The sequence below is a fragment of the Mesorhizobium sp. P2_H9 genome (assembly GCF_056403215.1).
Map to the genome: position 1 here is coordinate 116079 of NZ_JBFUFX010000010.1, position 21612 is coordinate 137690.

Below are 21612 nucleotides of genomic sequence, written 5' to 3' on the forward strand. Positions count from 1 at the left end.
AGAGACCATCTTCCGAACAGGAGCAGGCCACATGAAGAAATTCCTCCTCACGGCGTCGGCCGCGGCGCTTGCGCTGGCCGCGTCGTCCGGCTTCGCCGCCGCGCGCGACCAGATCCAGGTCGCCGGGTCGTCGACCGTGCTACCCTATGCCAAGATTGTCGCCGAGCAGTTCGGCGAAACCTTTACCAACTTCAAGACCCCGGTGGTCGAGTCCGGCGGCAGCGGCGCCGGCATCAAGGAATTCTGCAAGGGCGTCGGCGAAGACACGATCGATATCGCCAACTCCTCGCGCCCGATCAAGCCGGACGAGGTCAAGTCCTGCGCCGACGCCGGCGTGAAGGAAATCCAGGAAGTCCGCATCGGTTATGACGGCATCGTCTTCGCCACCGACATCAAGGGCCCGGACTGGGCGCTGGTTCCCGCCGACATCTACAAGGCGCTGGCCGCCAAGCTGGTCGTCGACGGCAAGCTGGTCGACAATCCGAACACCAAGTGGAGCCAGGTCAACCCGAAGCTGCCCGACTGGGACATCGCCGCCTACATTCCGGGTGAAAAGCACGGCACGCGTGAAGTGTTCGAGACCAAGCTTCTCGACGCCGGCTGCGACAAGGCCGCCATCAAGGCCACCGGCATCAGCGACGACAAGGAAGTCGGCAAGACCTGCATCGCCATCCGCAAGGACGGCAAGGCTATCGACATCGACGGCGACTATACCGAGACGCTCGCTCGCATCGACTCCAACAAGACCGGCGTCGGCGTGTTCGGCCTCGCCTTCTACGAAAACAACGCCGACAAGCTGAAGGTTGCGACCGTCAAGGGCATCGTGCCTTCGACCGCGACCATCGCCAGCGGCGAGTATCCAGTGTCGCGCCCGCTGTTCTTCTACGTGAAGAAGGCGCATCTCGGCGTCGTTCCCGGGCTCAAGGAATATGTCGAGTTCTTCCTTGACGACCAGATGGTCGGCCCGGAAAGCCCGCTCGCCGAATACGGCCTCGTTGCGGCTCCCGACGCAGAGCGTCAGGCCCAGCGTGACGCATTCGCCGCCGGAAAGACGATGTAATCAGCTACCGAACCAGGGCGCGGGCCAAGTCCGCGCCCTGGTTTCGTCGCCTGCCGCAATGGCGGCGGCGCTTTGAATTTTCCTTGGGGTGGGTGATGTCGTCCTTGCTCGTACTCGCCATTATCGTTGCCATAGGCCTGGTTGCGTTCTTTATCGGCCGGCAGCGTGCTTCCGCTCAGGACAATGGCACGGTGAAGCCGCATTCGCGCGCCCACTATCACGGCTGGTGGGCCTTCCTGCTCGCCGTTCTGCCCGCCCTTTTGCTGCTCGCCGTCTGGAACGTCGGCTCTTCGGTCTATCTCGACCGTCACATTCACGCCGCCTTGCCCGAGCGGACCGCCGACAGCAAGGTTGCCAGCGAGGCGCTGGACGTCAGTCTGGTAAAGAGCCTCGCCAAAGGCTTGCGCCAGCTCGACGCGAACACCGCACTGCCAGCCACTTTCGCCGAACTGCAGCCGATGCTCGCCGCCAAGGGCGTGGCGCTGGCGACCGACACGCAGGACTACATGATCCCGATCGCCGTCGAGGCGAACGCCGTGCAGAACCGGCTCGGCCTGTTTGGCGCAATTATCACCTTCGCCTTGTCGATCGCCGGCGCCTTCTATGCGCTGAGGCAGATCGCGCCGCGCGCCAGGGCGCGCAACAATGTCGAGAGGCTGATGCTGTGGGGGCTGCTTGCCGCCTCCACCATCGCCATCCTGACCACGGTCGGCATCGTGCTTTCCATGCTGTTCCAGACGATCACCTTTTTCGAAAGCGTGTCGCCGGCGAGTTTCTTCTTCGGCACGGTCTGGGATCCGCGTTTTTCCGCTGCTGGTTCGGGCGGCAGCCAGGGCCAGTTCGGCCTGATCCCGCTGCTTGCCGGCACGCTCTATATCGCGGCGGTCGCACTCGTGGTCGCGGTGCCGATCGGGCTGATGTCGGCGGTCTACATGGCCGAATATGCAACGCCCCGGCTGCGCTCTGTGGTCAAGCCGGCGCTGGAACTGCTCGCCGGCATACCGACCATCGTCTACGGCATCTTCGCGGTGGTCACGCTCGGGCCGTTCCTGCGCGATCTCTCCGCGGCGCTGACGGGCGGCTCGCCCTTCGTCCAGGGCCAGAGCATTTTCACCGCCGGGCTGGTCATGGGCGTCATGCTGATCCCGGTCGTGTCTTCGCTGTCCGATGACATCATCACGGCGGTGCCGCGCGCCATGCGCGACGGCTCGCTCGGCCTCGGCGCGACCCGCTCCGAGACAATCAAGCGCGTCATCCTGCCGGCGGCACTTCCCGGCATTGTCGGCGCCATCCTGTTGACCGCTTCGCGCGCCATCGGCGAGACGATGATCGTCGTGCTGGCGGCAGGCGTCGCCGCCAATCTCACCGTCAACCCGTTCGAGGCGATGACGACCATCACCGTCAAGATCGTCAACCAGCTGACCGGCGACCTCGAGTTCAATTCGCCGCAGACGCTGGTCGCCTTCGCGCTCGGCCTGACGCTGTTCGCGTTGACGCTGGTGATGAATATCGTCGCGCTCTACATCGTGCGCAAATACCGGGAGCAGTACGAATGACCGACATTCCCATGGACACGATGGTCCGGGCCGCCGCTCATCCGCGCCGCGACATCGGGCTGAAGGCCCGCTATGCCGCCGAACGCCGCTTCCGCATCTATGGCATGCTGGCGATTTCCGTCGGCCTCGCCTTCCTGGCCATCATCCTCGTCACCATTGTCTCGAAGGGCTACACCGCCTTCTGGCAGACGACGGTGTCACTGCCGATCTCCTTCGACGAGAAGGTGATCGATCCTTCCAACAAGCGGGCCACCGATCCGAATGTACTGATCAAGGCGAATTATCCCAAGCTTGCCGAAAACGCGCTGATCGCCAAGCTCGGCATTTCTCCCGACGACAAGCCGGCTATCAAACAGCTCAAGGGCTTCCTGTCCGAAGGCGCCCGCGTCCAGCTGCGCGACATCGTCGCCGCCGATCCGTCGGTCATCGGCACGACGCGTGACGTCAACATCCTGGCTGCCGCCAATCTCGACTCGGCCTTCAAGGGGCAGATCGACCTCGGCGTCGAGGAAGCGCGCCGCAAGGTTTCCGACCAGCAGATCGCCTGGATGAACAAGCTGAAGGCGGACGGCGTGATGGCCGAGCACTTCAACGCCGGCCTGTTCACTTACGGCGCCTCCAGCCGCCCTGAAACCTCCGGCATGGGCGTGGCGATCATCGGCTCGCTCTACATGATGGTGATCGTGCTCTTGCTGGCGCTGCCGATCGGTGTCGCCGCCTCCATCTATCTGGAGGAATTCGCCAAGAAGAACCGCTTCACCGACCTGATCGAGGTCAACATCAACAATCTGGCCGCGGTGCCGTCGATCGTCTTCGGCTTGCTCGGCCTTGCCGTCTTCATCAACTTTCTCGGCATGCCGCGCTCGGCGGCCTTCGTCGGCGGCCTGGTGCTGACGCTGATGACGCTGCCGACGATCATCATCGCGACGCGTGCGGCGCTCGCCGCCGTGCCGCCGTCGATCCGCGCAGCAGCGCTTGGTCTTGGCGCTTCCAAGATGCAGATGGTGTTCCAGCATATCCTGCCGCTAGCCGCCCCCGGCATTCTCACCGGCACCATCATCGGCCTGGCGCGCGCGCTCGGCGAAACCGCGCCGCTGCTCTTGATCGGCATGGTCGCCTTCGTCGCCGACTATCCGAAGACACCTTTCGATCCGGCGACGGCGCTGCCGGTGCAGATCTACCTGTGGGCGAACGAGGCCGAACGCGCCTTCGTCGAACGCATGTCCGGCGCCATCATCATCCTGCTGGTCTTCCTCATGGCCATCAACATCACCGCGATCGTGCTTCGGCGCCGGTTCGAGCGGCGCTGGTAGAAAAAGGCATTTTGGTATGAACATCATGACCGAACAGTCCCTTGAAAACGCTGTGGGCGATAAAATGAACGCCAAGTCGAACGAAGTGATCAAAATGCGCGGCGACAAGGTCGGCGTGTTCTACGGCGAGAAGCAGGCGTTGTTCGACGTCAATCTCGACGTGCGCCTCAATCAGGTGACGGCGCTGATCGGCCCCTCGGGTTGCGGCAAGTCCACCTTCCTGCGCTGCCTCAACCGCATGAACGACACCATCGACTCGGCGCGGGTGACCGGCAAGATCACGCTGGACGAAGAGGATATCTACGACAAGAGCATCGACGTCGTCGAGCTCAGGGCGCGCGTCGGCATGGTGTTCCAGAAGCCCAATCCGTTCCCGAAGTCGATCTACGAGAACGTCGCCTATGGCCCGCGCATCCATGGACTGGCCAAGCGCAAGGCCGATATGGATCAGATCGTCGAGTCGAGCCTGAAGAAGGCGGCGATCTGGAACGAGGTCAAGGACCGCTTGCAGGAACCCGGCACCGGCCTTTCCGGCGGCCAGCAGCAGCGTCTATGCATCGCCCGCGCCATTGCCGTGTCGCCCGAGGTGATCCTGATGGACGAGCCCTGCTCGGCGCTCGATCCGATCGCCACCGCCCGTGTCGAGGAACTGATCGACGAACTGCGCCAGAACTACACGATCGTCATCGTCACCCACTCGATGCAGCAGGCGGCGCGCGTGTCGCAGCGCACGGCGATGTTCCATCTCGGCTATCTCGTCGAGGAGGGCGCCACCGACAAGATGTTCACCAACCCCGACGACAAGCGCACCCAGGACTACATTACCGGCCGGTTCGGCTGAGCGGTTCCGGCAGCGAAGTTTCAGGCACGAGGACTAGGATCATGGGTGAACATACCGTCGCATCTTTCGATGAAGAGCTGGGGCAGATCAGCAAGCTGATCCGCGACATGGGCGATCTCGCTGGCTCGATGGTCAGCGGCTCGACCAAGGCGCTGCTTAATTCGGACAACGCCCTTGCACAGCGCGTCGTCTCCGACGACGCCATCATGGATGCGCGCCAGCGCGAGCTGGACGACCGCGCCATCACGCTGATCGCCAAGCGCCAGCCGATGGCCAACGATTTGCGCGCAGTGGTCGGCTCGATCCGCATGGCTGGCGACCTCGAACGCATCGGCGACCTGGCCAAGAACATCGCCAAGCGCGTCGGCACCGTCGGCCTCAGCGTCACGCCGCGCGACCTGTCGCATTCCATCGATGCGATGGCCCAACTGGTGCTTATCCAGGTGCAGGGAGTGGTCGAGGAATATGCCGCCGCCGATGCGGCCGCGCTCGCCAAGCTCAGGAATGACGACGAGCGCATCGACGTCAAATACACATCGGTGTTTCGCGAGCTTTTGACCTACATGATGGAAGATCCGCGCAACATCACCGCGTGCACGCACCTCCTGTTCTGCGCCAAGAACCTCGAGCGCATCGGCGACCATGTCACCAACATCGCCGAAAATGCGTATTATGTTTTGACCGGCACGCAGCTGCCCGCCAATCGTCCGAAGCAGGACGAGACGGCGATGTCCGCGCCGGCGGCATGACGACAAGGCTGACCAGTCGATGATCGCGCCACGCATCATGGTGGTGGAGGACGAGGAGCCGCTAGGCCTGCTCCTCCGCTACAATCTCGAATCCGAAGGCTACCAGGTCGAGGTGGTGACGCGCGGCGACGAAGCTGAGATCCGCCTGCAGGAAAACGTGCCCGACCTGCTGGTGCTGGACTGGATGGTTCCGGCGGTTTCCGGCATCGAGCTGTGCCGGCGTCTCAGGATGCGGCCCGAAACCGAGCGGCTGCCGATCATCATGCTGACCGCGCGTGGCGAAGAGAGCGACCGCGTGCGCGGCCTGTCGACCGGCGCCGACGACTATCTGGTCAAGCCGTTCTCGACGCCGGAATTCATGGCCAGGGTCAAGGCGCTGCTGCGCCGCGCCAAGCCGGAAGTTCTGTCCAGCGTGCTCAAGGTCGGCGACATCGTGCTCGATCGAGAATCGCACCGGGTTTATCGCAAGAAGAGCGAGATCCGGCTCGGGCCGACCGAATTCCGCCTGCTTGAGTTCATGATGCGTCATCCTGGCCGGGTGTTCTCGCGCAGCCAGTTGCTCGACAATGTCTGGGGCGAGACGATCTATATCGACGAACGCACGGTGGACGTGCATGTCGGCCGGCTGCGCAAGGCGGTCAACAATGGCCGCATGCCAGATGTCATCCGAACCATTCGGGGCGCCGGTTATGCGATCCGCGAAGACTAGGTCCCTCGGCGCGGAAGCGTTTATTGGTTGAATGCGTCCACTCCCGGACCTCACACGTCGATGATTGGCTCAGCCCGCTCATGGCTTCGTCATTCTTGGGCGAAGCAAGGAGCGTAGCGACGCGGCGCAGACCCAAGGATCCATGCCGCGACCTCAAGGCGTTGCTACTGTGCAGAATTCTGCCCCGTTGAATTCTTTGACCGATTTCACGGCATGGATCCCAGGGTCTCCGCGACGGAGCTTCGCTCCTGCTTCGCCCTGGGATGACGACGTTGGGACGGCTTCGGCCAATCTCCAAAGTCGGCGACAATCTGCGGCATCAATGATTGACGTCGTCCTCAGGCCACGTCTTTCCCGATAGCGCCAGCCCGTGCCTGCCCGCCCGGCGCGAAGATCTCCTGGTCGACGAAGCTCAGTGCCCGCATGGCGCAGCCTTCGCGGATCAGCGGCAATTCGTTCGGTTCGGTGTCGAAGGAGATCGATTTCGAGTGCTGGCCGCCGGCGGTCTGGGCGATGGCCTCGCGCAGCGCCGGTTCGATCAGGTCGAAGGCGGCGGCGCTGACGCCGACCATGGCGACCGGCGCGGGATCGATCAGCGCAAAAAGACTGCCGAGGCCGAAGCCGAGCGCTTCGCCGGCCTTGCGGTAGGCCTCGCGCTCCGGCCCGTCTTTCTCGCGTGCCGCGACGGCGAGCGCCCGCATGTCGGCGTCGCTGACATCGGCGACCGGCTCGGCGTCCTCGCCCAATTGCCTGGCGTTGCGCCAGATGGCGTAGTTGCCGGCATAGGCCTCGACGCAGCCGCGCCGCCCGCAGCGGCACAGCGCCCCGCCCGGGCGATGGATCATGTGGCCGAACTCGCCGCCCGATGAATGGGTGCCGGTGAACAGCTCGCCCTTCAGCACCAGTCCCATGCCGATGCCGTGCGACAAAAGGATGGCGATGAAATCGTCGTGGTAGCGGACCGGATCGCGCCACTGCAGCGCCACCGCCATCATGTTGCAGTCGTTTTCCATGGTGGCCGGAATGCCGAATTCGCCTTCCAGTATGTCGGCGAAGGCGATGTCGGTCTGCGGCGTGATCGGCGACCACAGCATGGCGCGGGCGTGCGAATCGGTGATGCCTTGGATGCCCATAGCAATGCGGGCAACGCTGTGGGTGTCGAGGTCGGGATCCTCGAGCCGACGCCTGACTATGGCGACACATTCGCCGATCAGTTCGTCGCGCGGCATGGTCAGCGTGTCCAGCCGGCGCTGCTCTTCGGCCACCACCTGGCCGGCATAGTCGATGACGGCGACGGAAAGGAAATTCAGCGACAGCACCACGGTCATCACCGCGGCTGCTTCCGGATTGAGCCCGAGACCGACTTGCGGCCGGCCGCGTTTCAGCGAAACCGGCTCGCTGGCCTTGCTCTCGGCCAGGATGCCTTCCTCGATCAGGTCCGACGAGATCGCCGATATGGTGGAGTGGCTGAGGCCGGTGGTCGCGGCGATCTCGGTCCGCGACGGCTGGCCGGCGCGGCGCACGGCCGAAAGCACCATCGCCCGGTTGCGGCGGCGCAAATCGTCGTGGCGGATTCCAACCGACATCTTTCTTGCTTTCCTCCCGGTCGTCCTCGCGGCCTCTCATGATATTGAAGGCAGTCGGTGACACCAGCCAAATATTGGCAGAAGCCGGCAGCCCTGTCATTATTTATTGCGAGCCTCGAAAAAAAGTCAGTGGCACGTCAAAATCCATCAGAATCGATGTTGACAGCGCTCCGACGTTGGATCAGTATTTTTTCGAGGCTCGAAAAAATAGAGCCTTTGTGCCGGCCTTCGGGCCAGTTTGGTCGCGCCGCACGCGGCGCAGGGAGGATACAATGAAAAGATTCACAGCCGCCATCCTGGCGGGTGTCGCCATGTCGCTGACGCTGGCGTCGGTCGCACAGGCGAAGGACAAGGTCATTGGCGTTTCGTGGTCGAACTTCCAGGAAGAGCGTTGGAAGACCGATGAAGCGGCGATGAAGACGGCGATCGAGGCCGCCGGCGACAAGTATATCTCCGCCGACGCGCAGTCCAATCCCGGCAAGCAGCTGACCGATGTCGAGAGCCTGATTTCGCAGGGCGCCAATGCGCTGATCATCCTTGCGCAGGATGCATCGGCCATCGGCCCGGCGGTGCAGAAGGCACTGGACGAAGGCATTCCGGTCGTCGGCTATGACCGTCTGATCGAGAACAAGGATGTCTTCTACCTGACCTTCGACAACAAGGAAGTCGGCCGCATGCAGGCCCGCGAAGTGTTCAAGGCCAAGCCGGAAGGCAACTACGTCTTCATCAAGGGCTCCGGTGCCGATCCGAACGCCGATTTCCTGTTCGCCGGCTCGATGGAAGTGCTGAAGGAAGCCATCGACGGCGGCAAGATCAAGAATGTCGGTGAGGCCTACACGGACGGCTGGCTGCCCGCCAACGCCCAGAAGAACATGGAACAGTTCCTGACCGCCAACGACAACAAGGTCGATGCGGTGGTTGCAGCCAATGACGGCACCGCCGGCGGCGTCGTCGCCGCGTTGACGGCGCAGGGCCTGGCCGGAACCGTACCGGTGTCGGGCCAGGACGGCGACCACGCCGCGCTGAACCGCATCGCACTCGGCACGCAGACCGTGTCGGTGTGGAAGGACGCGCGCGAACTCGGCAAGAACGCCGCCGAGATCGCCTCGCAGCTGGCCGACGGCAAGAAGACCGGAGACATTGCCGGCGCCAAGGACTTCACCACGCCTGGCGGCAACACCGTCAAATCGCTCTTCCTGACCCCGGTTGCCATCACCAAGGACAACCTCAACGTCGTCATCGATGCCGGCTGGATCAAGAAGGACGAAGTCTGCGCTGGCGTCACTGCTGGCAGCGTTGCAGCCTGCAACTAAAACCGGACCGCTATCGGTTCCAAATCTCGGCGCCGCGGCCCAAAAGCCGCGGCGTTTCTCAAGGGGCTTTCCGCTTCAAATGACCGCGGAAAGCAAATAGCATCCATGTTCCGGCATCCGCGCCAGACGGCAAACCGGTGGGAGGATAGCATGACCGACACGACCTCTAATCAGCCGGTCGCCAGCACTGCCGCGGACCGGGCGCGTGCATCCGAACTCAGCGCCGCCGGGCGGTTCCTCAGGGCTACCGAGCTCGACACGCGCATGCTCGGCATGGTCGGCGCGCTGCTGGTCATCTGGGTCGGCATACACATCCTGTCGGGCGGGCTTTTCCTGACGCCGCGCAATCTGTGGAATCTGTCGGTGCAGACCTCCTCGGTCGCGATCATGGCGACCGGCATGGTGCTGGTCATCGTCATGCGCAACATCGACCTTTCGGTCGGTTCCGTCGAAGGCGTGATCGGCATGATCATGGGCGTGGCGCAGGCCGAATTCCTCATTCGCGTCATCGGCTTCCAGCTCGGAAATCCCTGGCTCTGGATCATCGCGCTTGCCGTCGGCGTGGTGCTTGGTCTGCTGATCGGTGCGTTCCATGGCTTCATCATCGCCTATATGGAGGTTCCGGCCTTCATCGTGACGCTGGGCGGCCTGCTGGTCTGGCGCGGCATGGCATGGCTCATCACCAGCGGCCGCACGGTAGCGCCGCTCGACGCCACTTTTCAGCTGATGGGTGGCGGACCACGCGGCTCGATCGGCGCCACGGCCAGCTGGATCGTCGGTGTCGTCGCCTGTGCGGCGGTTGCCTTCGCGCTGCTCAACGGCCGCTCGCAACGCAAGCGGTTCGCCTTTCCATTGCGCCCCGTCTGGGCTGAGACCTTGCTTGGCGTGGTCGCTTGCGTGGCCATCCTCGGCGCCGTCTGGATCGCCAATTCCTATCCATGGCCGATCGGCATCGTGCGCCAATACGCGCAGCAGAACGGCATCACCCTTCCCGAAGGCGGGCTGTTCATCGCCCACGGCATCGCCATACCGGTGCTGATGGCGGTGACTGTCGGCATCATCATGACCTTCATCACCAAGCGCACGCGTTTCGGCCGCTATGTCTTCGCCATCGGCGGCAATCCGGAGGCAGCCGAACTCGCCGGCATCAACACGCGCTGGGTGACCATGAAGGTGTTCATGATCATGGGCGTGCTGGCGGCCATCAGTGCCGCGATCTCGTCGGCCCGCCTCAACGCGTCGACCAATGCGCTCGGCACGCTGGACGAGTTGCTAGTCATCGCCGCCGCCGTCATCGGCGGCACGTCGCTGGCCGGCGGCGCCGGAACGGTGATGGGCGCCATGCTCGGCGCGCTTCTGATGCAGTCGCTGCAATCCGGCATGGTGCTGCTTGGCATCGACTCGCCGCTGCAGAGCATCGTGGTCGGCGCCGTGCTGGTCATCGCGGTGTGGCTCGACACGGTCTACCGCAAGCGGGTCTAGGGGAGGAACGATCATGGAAAAAACTGCTCCCACGGGCACAGCGCTGATCGACATGCGCAACATCTCGATCGCCTTCGGCGGCATTCGCGCCGTCGACGATGCATCCATCGATCTTTTCCCGGGCGAGGTCGTGGCGCTGCTCGGCCACAACGGCGCCGGCAAGTCGACGCTGATCAAGATCCTTTCCGGCGCCTACAAGCGCGACGCTGGCCAGATCTTCGTCAATGGCCAGGAGGCTGCGATCTCCAACCCGCGCGATGCCAAGAAATACGGCATCGAGACGATCTACCAGACGCTGGCGCTGGCCGACAATGTCGACGCCGCCGCCAATCTGTTCCTCGGTCGTGAGCTGATGACCGGCTGGGGCACGCTGGACGATGTCGCCATGGAAGCCGAGGCGCGCAAGGTGATGGGCCGGCTCAATCCGCGCTTCCAGCGCTTCAAGGAGCCGGTGATCAAGCTGTCGGGCGGCCAGCGCCAGTCGGTGGCGATCGCGCGCGCCATCCTGTTCAACGCCCGCATCCTGATCATGGACGAGCCGACGGCGGCACTCGGGCCGCAGGAAACGGCGCAGGTCGGCGAACTGGTCAAGCAGCTCAAGGCCGACGGCATCGGCATCTTCCTCATCAGCCATGACATCCATGACGTGTTCGAACTCGCTGACCGCGTCTGCGTGATGAAGAACGGCCAGGTCGTCGGCACGGCGCGCACCACCGATGTGACCCAGGACGAGGTGCTCGGCATGATTATCCTGGGCAAATGCCCACCCGGGGCCATTCCCGGGCCTGGCGCGCTGAAGATCGCAGCATAGGCTATTATCTGGTTCGGCCATGATCTGTTCCGAAAACCGGTTTCCACTTTTCGGGATCATGATCTGGTAAGCCGGCTAACCATAGGCAATCGATAGGCCAACTCTCACGATGGTTTGTCCTCGCCATTGTGTTGGCGCGGTGACATGCCATAAAGGTCCCGAATCCATGGGCCGCAACATCCGTTGAAGAAGTTCTTCCCGATCGTCGCCTTTGTCGCCGTCGCGCTGATCAGCCTGACGATGGCCGGATTTGCCTATTTCGCCACGCAGGAGGCGGCGCGGATCAAATTCGAGGCGGCCGCGGACGACGCGCTCAACCGGATCGAGAGCCGCATTGATCTGCATCTGTCGCTGCTGCGCTCAACCCAGGCGCTGTTTGACGCCCGGAATGGCGACATTTCGCAAGCAGAGTTCAAGGCGTTCTTCAGCGCGCTCGATGTCGACAACAATTTCGCCGGCCTGCGTGGCATCGGTTTTCTCAGGTTGGCGAAAACCGGCGACGAGGCGGCGATCGAGCGTGATATTCTGCACGATCATGGCGTCGCACACCCGGTCTATCCTGAAACGACGCAGCCTTGGCGCACGCCCATCTTCATGTTCGAACCGCTGGACCCGTCCAACCAGTCGAGCATCGGTTATGACATGTTCACCGAACCGGTGCGCCGGGCGGCGATCGAAAAGGCGATGGCCGATGACCAGCAGCATGCGAGCGGGCTCATCCAGCTCGGCCAGGGCACGGGTGCAGCGCAGACCTTTACCGGCTTCCTGGTTTTTGTGCGGCTCAATGTGGAAACCGCGCCTGACGTCATCAATGCGTCGAGATCCTCGACGGCGGGTTTACTCTATGCCGCCTTCCGCGCCCGCGATCTGTTCCAGATCGCACTCAGCCGGACGCCGCTGCTGCCGGTCAATACCGAAATCTACGATGGCAAGGTGGACGCGGGCGATCTGTTGTTCCGGTCCGAAACACCCCCGGCGGCAACCTTCGGCGACAGGCTGCTGGTGACACGCCAGATCACCGTGGCCGGCCGGCCATGGACCGTCCTGTTTCGGCCGACAAGCGCCTTCTCGCAGCCCTCCTCGCGCGCCATTCCGGTGATGCTGGGCCTGTTCGGCCTGCTGCTGGCAGGCACAATTGCGCTGGTGGCGCGCTATCAGGAGCGGGCCTATGACGCCAAGTCGCTGCTGCACGAAACGACCGAGAAGAGCTTGCTCGAAAAGGATCTGATGCTGCAGGAGATGAAGCATCGTATCAAGAACTCGATCACGCGGGTGCTGGCGATCGCACGCCAGACGGCGTCGCGGGCCACCGACGTCAACGAATTCTCAGCGTCCTTTTCGGCCCGGCTGCAGGCGATGGCGGCATCGCAGGACATGCTGACGCGCTCGCGTTGGCAGAAAGCCGATCTCGGCGATCTCTTACGCATCGAACTTGGCCAGGTGTTCGGCAAGGAGCTTCCGGAAGGCGTCTTGTCGGGGCCACAGGTTCTGCTCGATGAGACGACGACGCAGGCGCTCGGCCTGACTTTTCACGAGCTGGCGACGAACGCGCTGAAATATGGCGAGGCTGGCAATTCGGTTGGCGCGCTCAAGGTCGACTGGTCGGTTAAAGGGCGCGGACGCGACCGGATGCTGGCCCTCAACTGGCGCGAGGCCGGGCAAAAGAAGCTGGAAGCACCTGTCGAGACCGGCTTCGGCACAAAACTGATCGATCTCAATGTCACGCGCGAATTGCGTGGCACGATCAGGCGCGATTTCCGTGCCGACGGATTGAAAGTGGAAATCAGGATTCCGCTGTCGGACTGAAACGCCGCCACGGGCGGTTCGAATACGCAAACAAACGGAGACCGGACCAGCCGGTCTCCGCCTTGACTGCTTGACGCGCTTTGAAGCGGATCAGCAGCGAGCCGTGTAGAGATGGCCGCGGTTGTCGCGATACTGGCAATAACCATTGCGCAGGTTGCGCACCAGCAGGCCGGAACCAGCACCGACAGCCGCGCCGATGAGCGCACCCTTGCCGCCGCCAATCAGGCCACCGGCCAGAGCGCCGACACCGGCGCCGACGCCGACGTCCTGCTCGGTCGTGCTGCAACCGCTGACCGCAACCACCGCAACCATGGCAATAATCAATTTCCGCATAGAGTCTCTCCTCACTTGTGTCCTCACTTTAGTAAGCTCTAGCCGCCATTTAGCATGAAATGACGGCCTTTGCCCGCTCGAATCTATTGTTGGCGAACAGAGTCTTTTTCGGGGCGCACGCCGTTCGATGCAACCATAAGGTTGGAAATCTCCAACGAAGCATCGAGCGTCCCGTCCGGACGCACGTTCCAGACGACCTGGTCATAGTCGTCTTCCAGTGCCGGATCGACGGCAAGACATTTGGCGACGACGTGCTGGGCCTGACCCTGGACATCGCCCAAGGCGAAGGGCCGCTCGGCGGTGCATTCGTCAGCGGTCTCGAAGACGCTGACCGGCACGGGCAGTTCGCGGCACTCGGTCATGGTGTTCGAACAGCCGATGACCAGCAGCAAGGCGGCAATATGTTCCATGGCGACAATCCTCTCGCCATAGCAACGGCCCACATCGTTCAAAGTTCCTGCGCTTGCGGCCAAGTGCATGAATAATTGGAAGGATGCGGGGCTTGGGGTGAGTTCAACTGGGGGTCAGCTCAACTGGAGTGCCGCGATCAGCACGACAACCGCGACCAGCGCGAGAATGGCGAGGCGAAGGGCCGTATGGGAAACGTTGGGCGAGGGCGCGGCCGATGGGTCAAGATCCTGAAATCCACTCATCGAGATGCGGGCGGCCTGCTCCAGTCTGTTCAGATCGGCAACTGTCAACTTCATTCCTCCCATACTGCGCTGCAAGCCGTGGTCGAAACGTTCGAGGCATCGGCAAGTTCCAGCGCTACCTGGGAAGCACAGCATCGGACTTTATGGTGAACAGTCGGTTAAGGGATCACGGCGCTGCCGTGAGACGCGCTCACTCGGTCTCGAAATTGCCGTGCGGAACGACAAGCCGGTATTCGAGGCGGCCGCCGCTGATTTCAAGTGTCGCGGTGCCGTTCAACGACGTCGGTACGACGCGCTCGAGCGCAACGCTGCCAAAGCGCTTTTCGTTGCGTTGATTGTCGTTGGCGCCGATGGCTTCGGCCCAGGTCAGCGACAAGGCCGGCCTGCCGGCGGAAGCGTTGGTCAGACTGGCCGTTACCTCGACGAAGCCATCCGGTCGCGACAAGGCGCCGTAACTCACCGAATTGACGGCGAGTTCATGCATCGCCAAGCCGATATGCAAAGCGGCATTGGGGTTGAGATAGGGGTTTTCACCCTGGAAACGCAGGCTGCGTGCCGGATCGGCGCCGTAGCGGCCAACCTGGCCGGAGACGAGTTCGCGAAGGGCGGCACCCCGCCAGTTGGACGATGTCACCAAATCCTGGGAAGAGGCCAACGACTGCAGCCGGCCGCGAAAGCGCGTCAGGAAATCACCAAGTGTCTCCGAGTAGCGGCCTGTCTGGGTGGCAATGCTCTGGATGATGGCCAACAGGTTTTTCGAGCGGTGGCTGACCTCGCGCAGCAGCGTCTTCAGCGTCTGCTCGCGGCGTTTCTGCTCGGTCGTTTCAACCATGGTGGTGACGACACCCTGCACCGTCCCGCCATCGCCGTGGTCGGCATCGATCCACACCTGGAACCAGCGAACGCCGTCGTCGGCGGGAACACTGAGCTCAAGCCGTTCGGCATTGCCGGATGCGATGACATTGCGTTTGGCGGCGCCGATGCGCTCAGCCTGTGCCGGCGGCAATATGCCGTTGCTGTCGGTGGTATCGGCGGCCCATGGCGCGCGCATGTTGCGCGCCCATACCGTCTTCATTTCGCGGTCCTGGTAGAGAACCGAAATGCCGGCATTGTGCAGTGCATGGAGAAGAGCGCGGCCAAGCTGCATGCCGCTTTCGGCGGGATGCAAAGCGATGACCTCGTCACTCTCGCCGCTGTTGGTCATGTCTCCGGCTCGGGAACGCATCAATCACCTGTCCACCCAACTCAGGGCTGAACGGTTCATTGCGGATTGGGTTCCCTCATACTCTTCTCCGGCCCCCTTAAGACGGTCCGCCGGGCGGTGTCCGTTGAAGGACCCCGCCCGGCGGTGGCTGGAAACCGTTTGAGGGGTGCGGCTTCCAGTGTCCGGTCGCGCCTTACGAGGCCCGTCTGAACAGGCCGGCGAGAAGCGAAATGACCAGGAAGGCGAGAAAGATGAAGAACAATATCTGCGCGATACCGGCCGAGGTGCCGGCGATGCCGCCGAAACCAAGCGCGCCGGCTATGATCGCGACGACGAGGAATACGAGCGCCCAGTAAAGCATGATCCATCTCCATCAAATGGTATGAGAAAAACGTGGTTGGTTGCCGTTTGTTCCACCATTTGCCGAAAAAGACGACCGCTGGAAAGGGGCGTCTGCAGCGCGATGCGTTGGGTGCGCCTGACGGCTCACCCGGCGATTGCGCCGGGCGAGCGTCTCTTGGCAGCCATCATTTCATTTTTGGAAGCGCAGCGCAGGCCGGAGTCTAGGCAGCGGCTTTCGCTTGCCGGTCGAAGAACAGGGCCTGGCTGATCAGCGCCTTGACCATATCCGGGTTGAACGGCTTGGTGACCAGGAAGGCCGGTTCCGGCCGCTCGCCGGTCAACAGGCGCTCGGGAAAAGCGGTGATGAAGATCACCGGCACCGATGTCGACGACAGGATCTCGTTGACGGCATCGATGCCCGAACTGCCGTCGGCAAGCTGGATGTCGGCCAGCACCATCCTTGGCCGCGTCTTGCCGAACATCATCACCGCCTCGGCGTGGGTGCGCGCCGTTCCAACGACGCGGTGGCCAAGACTCTCGACCATCTCCTCGATGTCCATGGCGATCAGCGGTTCATCCTCGATGATCAGCACGTCGGTTGCCACCTGGCGGGAAATCTCGTTGCTCGCCTGGGCGAGGAGTTCGGAGAATTCCTTGTCGCCGACATCGAGGATTTCCGCCGCCTCGTCTTCGCTGAAGCCTTCGACGGCGACGAGCAGGAAGGCCTGGCGGGGAAGCGGTGCGATCGCGTTCAGATTGGCCGCGGCGCGCTGTTCCCACGCCGACTGCGCCTGCTCCTGCGGGACGCGGATGGCGACCGAGGTGAAGAGCTTGGCGAAAATCTTGTAGAGCGCGATGCGGTCGTTCGATGCGTCGGGAAAGATATCGACATCGGCGATGATGGCCTCGAGCATCGCGGCGACCAGCGCATCGCCGCTCTCCTGCGATCCGGAAACGGCGCGCGAGAAGCGGCGCAGGAACGGCAGGTGCGGAGCGATGGTTGCAGATAGGCTCATGGTAGACGTCTCCCTCAGATGACGTGATTGCACAGGTCGCAGGTCAAGCTGATTGCAAGCCCCGAAGACACAAACGCCGGTTTTCGCAAAAAGTTCCGATCACTATGGAACTAATATACCGGGGCGGCGTTTCAGGGTCGGGATGGGCAACCAGACGAGGGTGCCGCTTGCCTTGCGTATGTAACTAGTAGAGCGGCTCGGATGCTGGAAATAAAGGGCGACATGAAGGACATGACGAAAGATACAATGGCTGGCGCCGCAGACAGGCGCCGGGCTGCTTCCGGTGACCCGCTCGGGCCGAATTCGGAAATCGGCCGCAAACTCAAACAATATTATGACGAGCTCGTCTCCGACAATGTGCCGGATCGCTTCGCCCAGTTGCTCAGTCAGCTGGAACAGGCTGAACCCGCACAGAAGAAGGACTGAGACATGGCGGCTGTCTCTCAGGGCTTCAAGACCGATCTGCTCGGCTCGATCCCGAGCCTGCGCGCCTTTGCCGTGTCGCTGACACAAAATGCCGACAAGGCCGACGACCTGGTGCAGGAAACGCTGGTCAAGGCCTGGGACAAGCATGAAAGCTTCCAGCCGGGCACCAACCTCAAGGCATGGCTGTTCACCATCCTGCGCAATGAATTCTATTCGCAGATGCGCAAGCGTGGCCGCGAGGTGCAGGACAGCGACGGCATCATGACGGCCAGGCTTGCCGTTCATCCGGCCCAGCATGGCCAGCTTGACCTCAAGGATTTTCGCGGCGCGCTCGAGCAATTGCCCGAGGACCAGCGCGAAGCCATCATCCTCATCGGCGCGTCGGGCTTCTCCTATGAGGAAGCCGCCGAAATCTGCGGCTGCGCGGTCGGAACGATCAAGAGCCGCGTCAGCCGTGCCCGCACGCGGCTGCAGGAAATCCTGAAGATTTCAGGCGAAGACGAGTATGGGCCGGATGCAATTTCGGCGCAGGTGACGGGGTCAAACGCCGCTTAGGGCGTGACGGCTTGAACGGTCTGCGAGCAGTGTCACGCCGCAGACCGTCGTCCGCAGGCCGCCGCCACCGCCTCGACGAGATCGTCTCCCGAATAGGGTTTGGTGACCAGTCTGATGCCCGGAAAGGACGCCTTGATCTCGTCGGCGTCCGAATAGCCGGAGGCGAAGATGAAGGGCACGCCCGACTGGCGCAGCCGCGAGGCGAAATCGACCGTTGACGCCCCGCCCAGCATGAGGTCGACGATGGCCGCGTCGAATTGCGTTGCAACCTTCTGCTGATCGATTTCGGTCAGATCGCGGGCAATGACCACGTCGCCGGCGCCATAGTCGCGGCAAAGCTGCTCGACATCCATGGCGATCAGGAATTCGTCCTCCAGGACCAGTATCCGCAGTCCGTTGAGCAATGGGGGCACTTCGCAAAGTCTCCTTGGAACAGAGCGAGTCATGATCGTTATTTGGCAGCCTGTCATTTAAAAAAGACATGCCCGATGCTGGAACTCCGATCGCTGCGAGACGTTTGCCTTCAGCCTGTCTCAAGCAGGCTTTCGAAGAGGGGTCGAAATGTCTGGCCAGAACGGTCGTTCTTTCTCCAGCCGCCAGTATCCATGCGAGAAATGCCCTCTGCGACCGCTACCGGTGTTCCGGGAGTTCGAAAAGCCGGAACTCGCCTTCATCAGTACGTTCAAGAAAGGCGAACTCGCGGTCGACAAGGGCGCCACGGTGCTGGTCGAGGGCAGCCACAGCGCTCATCTCTACACGGTGCTGTCGGGCTGGGCTTTCCGCTACAAATTGCTGTCGGATGGCCGCCGCCAGATCCTCAACTATCTCATGCCCGGCGATCTCATCGGCCTGCAAGGCAGCGTGATGGGCGAGATGCAGCATTCGGTCGAGGCGCTGTCGCCGATGCTGCTGTGCGTCTTCGAGCGCGAGTACCTGCACGACCTTTACCGCAACCATCCGGGCCTGGCCTACGACATCACCTGGATCGCCTCGCGCGAAGAGCGGATGCTGGACGAGAACCTGCTCAGCGTCGGCCGCCGCAGTGCGATCGAGCGCCTGGCCTATCTGATCGCCTTTATCGGCAGCCGGGCCAAGGTGGTCGGGCTCAACGGCAAGGCACCGGTTCAAATCCCGATCACCCAGCAGCATGTCGCCGATACGCTCGGCCTGTCGCTGGTTCACACCAACAAGACGATCCGCAAGCTGATGGACCGCAAGCTGATCGTCTGGCGCGAGGGCGGCTGCGAGGTGGTCGACAATGAGGGGCTTCAGAACCTCGCGCGTTGGGAAGGACTGGGCGAAGGGCGCCGGCCGCTGATTTGAGCGAGCGGGGTTGGATGACGTTCGGCCGGGCTGGACTCATCCGTGGAAACATCTTTTGATGGAGCTTGTTCCGATTTCGGAACCTTGGCCTGTATCGAGCGTTTGAAACCAAGCAAACGCAAGGAGTTAAGCAATGGCAACTGCCACAGGAAAAACCGCTGGCGACAGCCGGACGAATACGGACCTTGAAGCCGACATCAAGCAATTGAAGGCCGATATCGAAAAACTCACCAAGCAGTTGGCCAAGACCGGCGAGCATGGCTACGGGACGGCGCGGCGCGCCGCCACCGAGGGTGTCGAACAATTGCGCGCCCAGGGCGAGGCAGCCTTCGACAATCTGCGCAGCAACGCCAAGGACATCGAAGCACAGATGATGGCCAGCGTGCGCGAGAAACCGGTGACGTCGCTGGCGATCGCTGCCGGCGTCGGCTTTCTCTTCGCGCTTCTGGCGCGGCGCTAGTTCCTGTCCAGATGGGAATGCTGGCATCGTTGATCTCGGCCTTCGCCTCGGGCGAAACAATTGCCGCCGTGCGCCGCGCGCGCACGGCGGCAATTGTCTATGGGCTCGCGGCGCTTATGGCGCTCTGCGGTCTCGGCTTCCTGCTTGGGGCCGCCTATATCTGGGCGGCCGACCGCTACGGCTCGCTGGCAGCCTGCCTCGGCTTCGGCGCCGGCTTCCTGGTGATTGCCGGGCTCATCCTGCTCATCCACCAGATATCGGCGGGTTCGCGCGCGCGGCGCCGTGCCAGACGGCGTAGTGCCGATATGAAGGCGATCGGCATCACGGCGGCTCTCGCCGTGCTGCCGACGCTGCTCAAGGGCAAAGGTGGGTTGGGCGTCATACTCGGCCCGGCGGTGGCACTCGCCGCCTACGCCATCTATCGCGAGAACGTGAAGCCCGGCCCTGACGATCCGGATGGCGGAGAAGATAGCTAGCGCGTCACTTCGACAGGTCTTCGAGCGGCATCGATATTTCGGCGAACACGCCCTCCGGGCGAAATTCGTGGATCACCTCGCTGGAGATGACCTTGGCGAGGCTGCGGCGGATGAGGATCGAGCCGAAGCCGTGGCGCTCGGGCGCCGAGACTGGCGGGCCGCCGCTTTCGCGCCAGGTCAATATCAGGCGCTGTGCGCCTTTCTTGCCCTGTGTCTTCCAGTCGAGCTGAACCTTGCCCGAAGCTACGGACAGCGATCCGTATTGCAGCGCGTTGCTGGCCAGTTCGTGCAGGATCAGGCCGAGCCCAACCGCCTGATCGGGCGAAAGCAGCAGGTCGGCGCCGGAGATCGCCATGCGCGGCTGCGAGGCGCTGTCGAACGGTTTCACTTCGATCTGCACCAGTTCGGCAATGCCGATGCCGCGCCATTCGCGATCCGACAACAGATTGTGGGCGGCACCCAGGGCCTGCAGCCGGGCGCCGAAAGCCTCGAGAAATTCGCTTGGCTGGCGGGCATGGCGCACGGTCTGCGTCGCCAGCGCCTGAACGGTCGCCAGCGTGTTCTTGACGCGGTGGTTCAGTTCGCGCAGCAACAGCCTTTGCCGCTCGTCGCCGAGCTTGCGTTCGGTGATGTCGTAATTGACGCCGAAGATCAGCGTCGGCTTGCCGTCGCCGTCGCGCTCGATGACACGGCCGCGCGTGGCGATCCAGCGCGGCGGATTGAAACCCTTGACACGGTACTCGCCGAAATAATCGTCGCTGCCGGTCAGGGCGTCGCGAAAGCGCGTCTCGGTCTGATAGACGTCGCGGGGATCGATGGCGCCCAGAATGTCGCGTGCCTTCAGCCGGTTCGAACGCGGCAGGTTGAACAGCTCGGACAACAGCACATCGCAGTCGATCATGTCGGTGCGGATGTCCCATGCCCAGCTGGCAAGCGAGGCGGCATCGAGCGCGATGGCGCGGCGCTTTTCCTCGCGCACCAATGCCGCCTCGGCCAGTGCTCCGCTGCGGGTGGCATCTTTCAAGGTGAACAGGCTGGCGGCGAGCGCGGCCAATGTCTTCAACTGATCGAGCTTGGCGGCAGACGGATGTGCGTGCGGCTTTCGGTCGAGCACGCAGAGCGTACCGATCCGCGCGCCGGCCACCACCATCGGCGCGCCGGCATAGAAGCGGACATGATGCTCGCCAGTGACCAGCGGATTGTTTGAAAAACGCGAGTCGATTGTGGCATCGGTCACCACCATCGGCTCGTCGCCGGCGGCGATCGCATGGGCGCAGAACGAAATGTTGGTTGCCGTCTCCGTCTCGTCCAGGCCGTAGCAGGCCTTGAACCATTGTCGCTCGACATCGAGCAGCGTGACCAGTGCGATCGGCGTTTGCATCACCGCGGCGGCAAGCCGGCTGATGCGATCGAAGTCGGGATCGGCAGCGGTGTCGAGCGCGTCGAGGCTGTGCAGCACGGCAAGCCGGTCCTCGGCGTTTACCGCGCGGCGGACATTGGCCGGCAGACCCGGCGCCATCTGTACCTTGCTATCCACCAAGCCCCCAATGACTTGCCTGCGGTCTGTCTGTGCCGCGCCGACGGTTGGCCGCTGGCCT

Annotated in this window: 24 protein-coding genes; 15 read left to right on the forward strand and 9 right to left on the reverse strand. The window is 62.9% G+C overall.

Annotated features, from left to right (window positions below; translation table 11 throughout):
- The first annotated feature begins 31 nt into the window (after positions 1-31).
- From AC1DXN_RS20180 to phoB, 6 genes are all read left to right on the forward strand, one after another.
- Positions 32-1060, forward strand: coding sequence for a substrate-binding domain-containing protein (locus AC1DXN_RS20180; protein WP_477246349.1), 1029 nt, complete (start codon positions 32-34; stop codon positions 1058-1060).
- A gap of 95 nt (positions 1061-1155) precedes the next feature.
- Positions 1156-2616 (forward strand): phosphate ABC transporter permease subunit PstC, encoded by a 1461-nt coding sequence (gene pstC, locus AC1DXN_RS20185; RefSeq protein WP_477270829.1) that lies wholly within the window; start codon positions 1156-1158, stop codon positions 2614-2616.
- Positions 2613-3929, forward strand: coding sequence for a phosphate ABC transporter permease PstA (gene pstA, locus AC1DXN_RS20190; RefSeq protein ID WP_477270831.1), 1317 nt, complete (start codon positions 2613-2615; stop codon positions 3927-3929). The genes pstC and pstA overlap by 4 nt, the downstream gene beginning before the upstream one ends.
- A 16-nt stretch (positions 3930-3945) precedes the next feature.
- The gene (gene pstB / locus AC1DXN_RS20195) at positions 3946-4770 is read left to right on the forward strand and encodes a phosphate ABC transporter ATP-binding protein PstB (RefSeq protein ID WP_202299037.1); all 825 of its coding nucleotides are present in this window, start codon (positions 3946-3948) and stop codon (positions 4768-4770) included.
- 41 nt (positions 4771-4811) lie between these two features.
- On the forward strand, positions 4812-5519 hold the full coding sequence (gene phoU / locus AC1DXN_RS20200) for a phosphate signaling complex protein PhoU (protein ID WP_477270833.1): 708 nt from the start codon (positions 4812-4814) through the stop codon (positions 5517-5519).
- A gap of 19 nt (positions 5520-5538) precedes the next feature.
- Positions 5539-6228, forward strand: a complete 690-nt coding sequence (phoB, locus tag AC1DXN_RS20205; protein WP_477270835.1) for a phosphate regulon transcriptional regulator PhoB — start codon at positions 5539-5541, stop codon at positions 6226-6228.
- Positions 6229-6566: 338 nt separating this feature from the next.
- Here the strand turns inward: phoB and AC1DXN_RS20210 are convergent, their stop codons facing one another.
- On the reverse strand, positions 6567-7814 hold the full coding sequence (locus AC1DXN_RS20210; RefSeq protein ID WP_477270837.1) for an ROK family protein: 1248 nt from the start codon (positions 7812-7814) through the stop codon (positions 6567-6569).
- Positions 7815-8086: 272 nt separating this feature from the next.
- Here AC1DXN_RS20210 and xylF point away from each other — a divergent pair, with 272 nt between their 5' ends.
- The 4 genes from xylF (at position 8087) to AC1DXN_RS20230 (ending at position 13226) form a co-directional block, all read left to right on the forward strand.
- On the forward strand, positions 8087-9127 hold the full coding sequence (gene xylF / locus AC1DXN_RS20215; protein WP_477246362.1) for a D-xylose ABC transporter substrate-binding protein: 1041 nt from the start codon (positions 8087-8089) through the stop codon (positions 9125-9127).
- Between the two features lie 150 nt (positions 9128-9277).
- The gene (locus AC1DXN_RS20220; protein WP_477270839.1) at positions 9278-10609 is read left to right on the forward strand and encodes a sugar ABC transporter permease; all 1332 of its coding nucleotides are present in this window, start codon (positions 9278-9280) and stop codon (positions 10607-10609) included.
- A gap of 13 nt (positions 10610-10622) precedes the next feature.
- Positions 10623-11420, forward strand: a complete 798-nt coding sequence (locus AC1DXN_RS20225) for an ATP-binding cassette domain-containing protein (protein WP_192259350.1) — start codon at positions 10623-10625, stop codon at positions 11418-11420.
- Between the two features lie 183 nt (positions 11421-11603).
- A complete protein-coding gene (locus AC1DXN_RS20230) occupies positions 11604-13226 on the forward strand; it encodes a CHASE domain-containing protein (RefSeq protein WP_477270841.1) in 1623 nt (540 codons plus the stop codon).
- Positions 13227-13316: 90 nt separating this feature from the next.
- Here AC1DXN_RS20230 and AC1DXN_RS20235 read toward each other — a convergent pair whose 3' ends face one another.
- From AC1DXN_RS20235 to AC1DXN_RS20260, 6 genes are all read right to left on the reverse strand, one after another.
- A complete protein-coding gene (locus AC1DXN_RS20235) occupies positions 13317-13559 on the reverse strand; it encodes a YMGG-like glycine zipper-containing protein (protein WP_477270843.1) in 243 nt (80 codons plus the stop codon).
- Positions 13560-13642: 83 nt separating this feature from the next.
- Positions 13643-13969 (reverse strand): hypothetical protein, encoded by a 327-nt coding sequence (locus tag AC1DXN_RS20240; protein ID WP_477270845.1) that lies wholly within the window; start codon positions 13967-13969, stop codon positions 13643-13645.
- A 114-nt stretch (positions 13970-14083) separates the two neighbouring features.
- Complete coding sequence (locus AC1DXN_RS20245) at positions 14084-14266, reverse strand: hypothetical protein (RefSeq protein ID WP_477270847.1); 183 nt, start codon at positions 14264-14266, stop codon at positions 14084-14086.
- Between the two features lie 136 nt (positions 14267-14402).
- The gene (locus tag AC1DXN_RS20250; protein ID WP_477270849.1) at positions 14403-15437 is read right to left on the reverse strand and encodes a sensor histidine kinase; all 1035 of its coding nucleotides are present in this window, start codon (positions 15435-15437) and stop codon (positions 14403-14405) included.
- A gap of 172 nt (positions 15438-15609) precedes the next feature.
- A complete protein-coding gene (locus AC1DXN_RS20255; RefSeq protein WP_023670098.1) occupies positions 15610-15777 on the reverse strand; it encodes a DUF1328 domain-containing protein in 168 nt (55 codons plus the stop codon).
- Between the two features lie 202 nt (positions 15778-15979).
- Entirely contained in the window at positions 15980-16774 is a 795-nt protein-coding gene (locus tag AC1DXN_RS20260; protein WP_477246376.1) for a response regulator, read from the reverse strand.
- Positions 16775-16996: 222 nt separating this feature from the next.
- Here AC1DXN_RS20260 and AC1DXN_RS20265 point away from each other — a divergent pair, with 222 nt between their 5' ends.
- Both AC1DXN_RS20265 and AC1DXN_RS20270 read left to right on the forward strand, forming a co-directional pair.
- Positions 16997-17200 (forward strand): NepR family anti-sigma factor, encoded by a 204-nt coding sequence (locus tag AC1DXN_RS20265; protein ID WP_477271483.1) that lies wholly within the window; start codon positions 16997-16999, stop codon positions 17198-17200.
- A 3-nt stretch (positions 17201-17203) separates the two neighbouring features.
- The gene (locus tag AC1DXN_RS20270) at positions 17204-17755 is read left to right on the forward strand and encodes a sigma-70 family RNA polymerase sigma factor (RefSeq protein ID WP_258607097.1); all 552 of its coding nucleotides are present in this window, start codon (positions 17204-17206) and stop codon (positions 17753-17755) included.
- A gap of 32 nt (positions 17756-17787) precedes the next feature.
- Here AC1DXN_RS20270 and AC1DXN_RS20275 read toward each other — a convergent pair whose 3' ends face one another.
- A complete protein-coding gene (locus AC1DXN_RS20275) occupies positions 17788-18108 on the reverse strand; it encodes a response regulator (protein WP_477271485.1) in 321 nt (106 codons plus the stop codon).
- A gap of 208 nt (positions 18109-18316) precedes the next feature.
- Between AC1DXN_RS20275 and AC1DXN_RS20280 the strand changes: the two genes are divergently transcribed.
- The 3 genes from AC1DXN_RS20280 (at position 18317) to AC1DXN_RS20290 (ending at position 20014) form a co-directional block, all read left to right on the forward strand.
- The gene (locus AC1DXN_RS20280) at positions 18317-19078 is read left to right on the forward strand and encodes a Crp/Fnr family transcriptional regulator (protein ID WP_477270851.1); all 762 of its coding nucleotides are present in this window, start codon (positions 18317-18319) and stop codon (positions 19076-19078) included.
- Positions 19079-19211: 133 nt separating this feature from the next.
- The gene (locus tag AC1DXN_RS20285; RefSeq protein WP_477246380.1) at positions 19212-19538 is read left to right on the forward strand and encodes an ElaB/YgaM/YqjD family protein; all 327 of its coding nucleotides are present in this window, start codon (positions 19212-19214) and stop codon (positions 19536-19538) included.
- Positions 19539-19549: 11 nt separating this feature from the next.
- A complete protein-coding gene (locus tag AC1DXN_RS20290) occupies positions 19550-20014 on the forward strand; it encodes a hypothetical protein (protein WP_477270853.1) in 465 nt (154 codons plus the stop codon).
- A gap of 4 nt (positions 20015-20018) precedes the next feature.
- Here AC1DXN_RS20290 and AC1DXN_RS20295 read toward each other — a convergent pair whose 3' ends face one another.
- Positions 20019-21533, reverse strand: a complete 1515-nt coding sequence (locus AC1DXN_RS20295) for a sensor histidine kinase (RefSeq protein WP_477271487.1) — start codon at positions 21531-21533, stop codon at positions 20019-20021.
- Positions 21534-21612 lie beyond the last annotated feature (79 nt).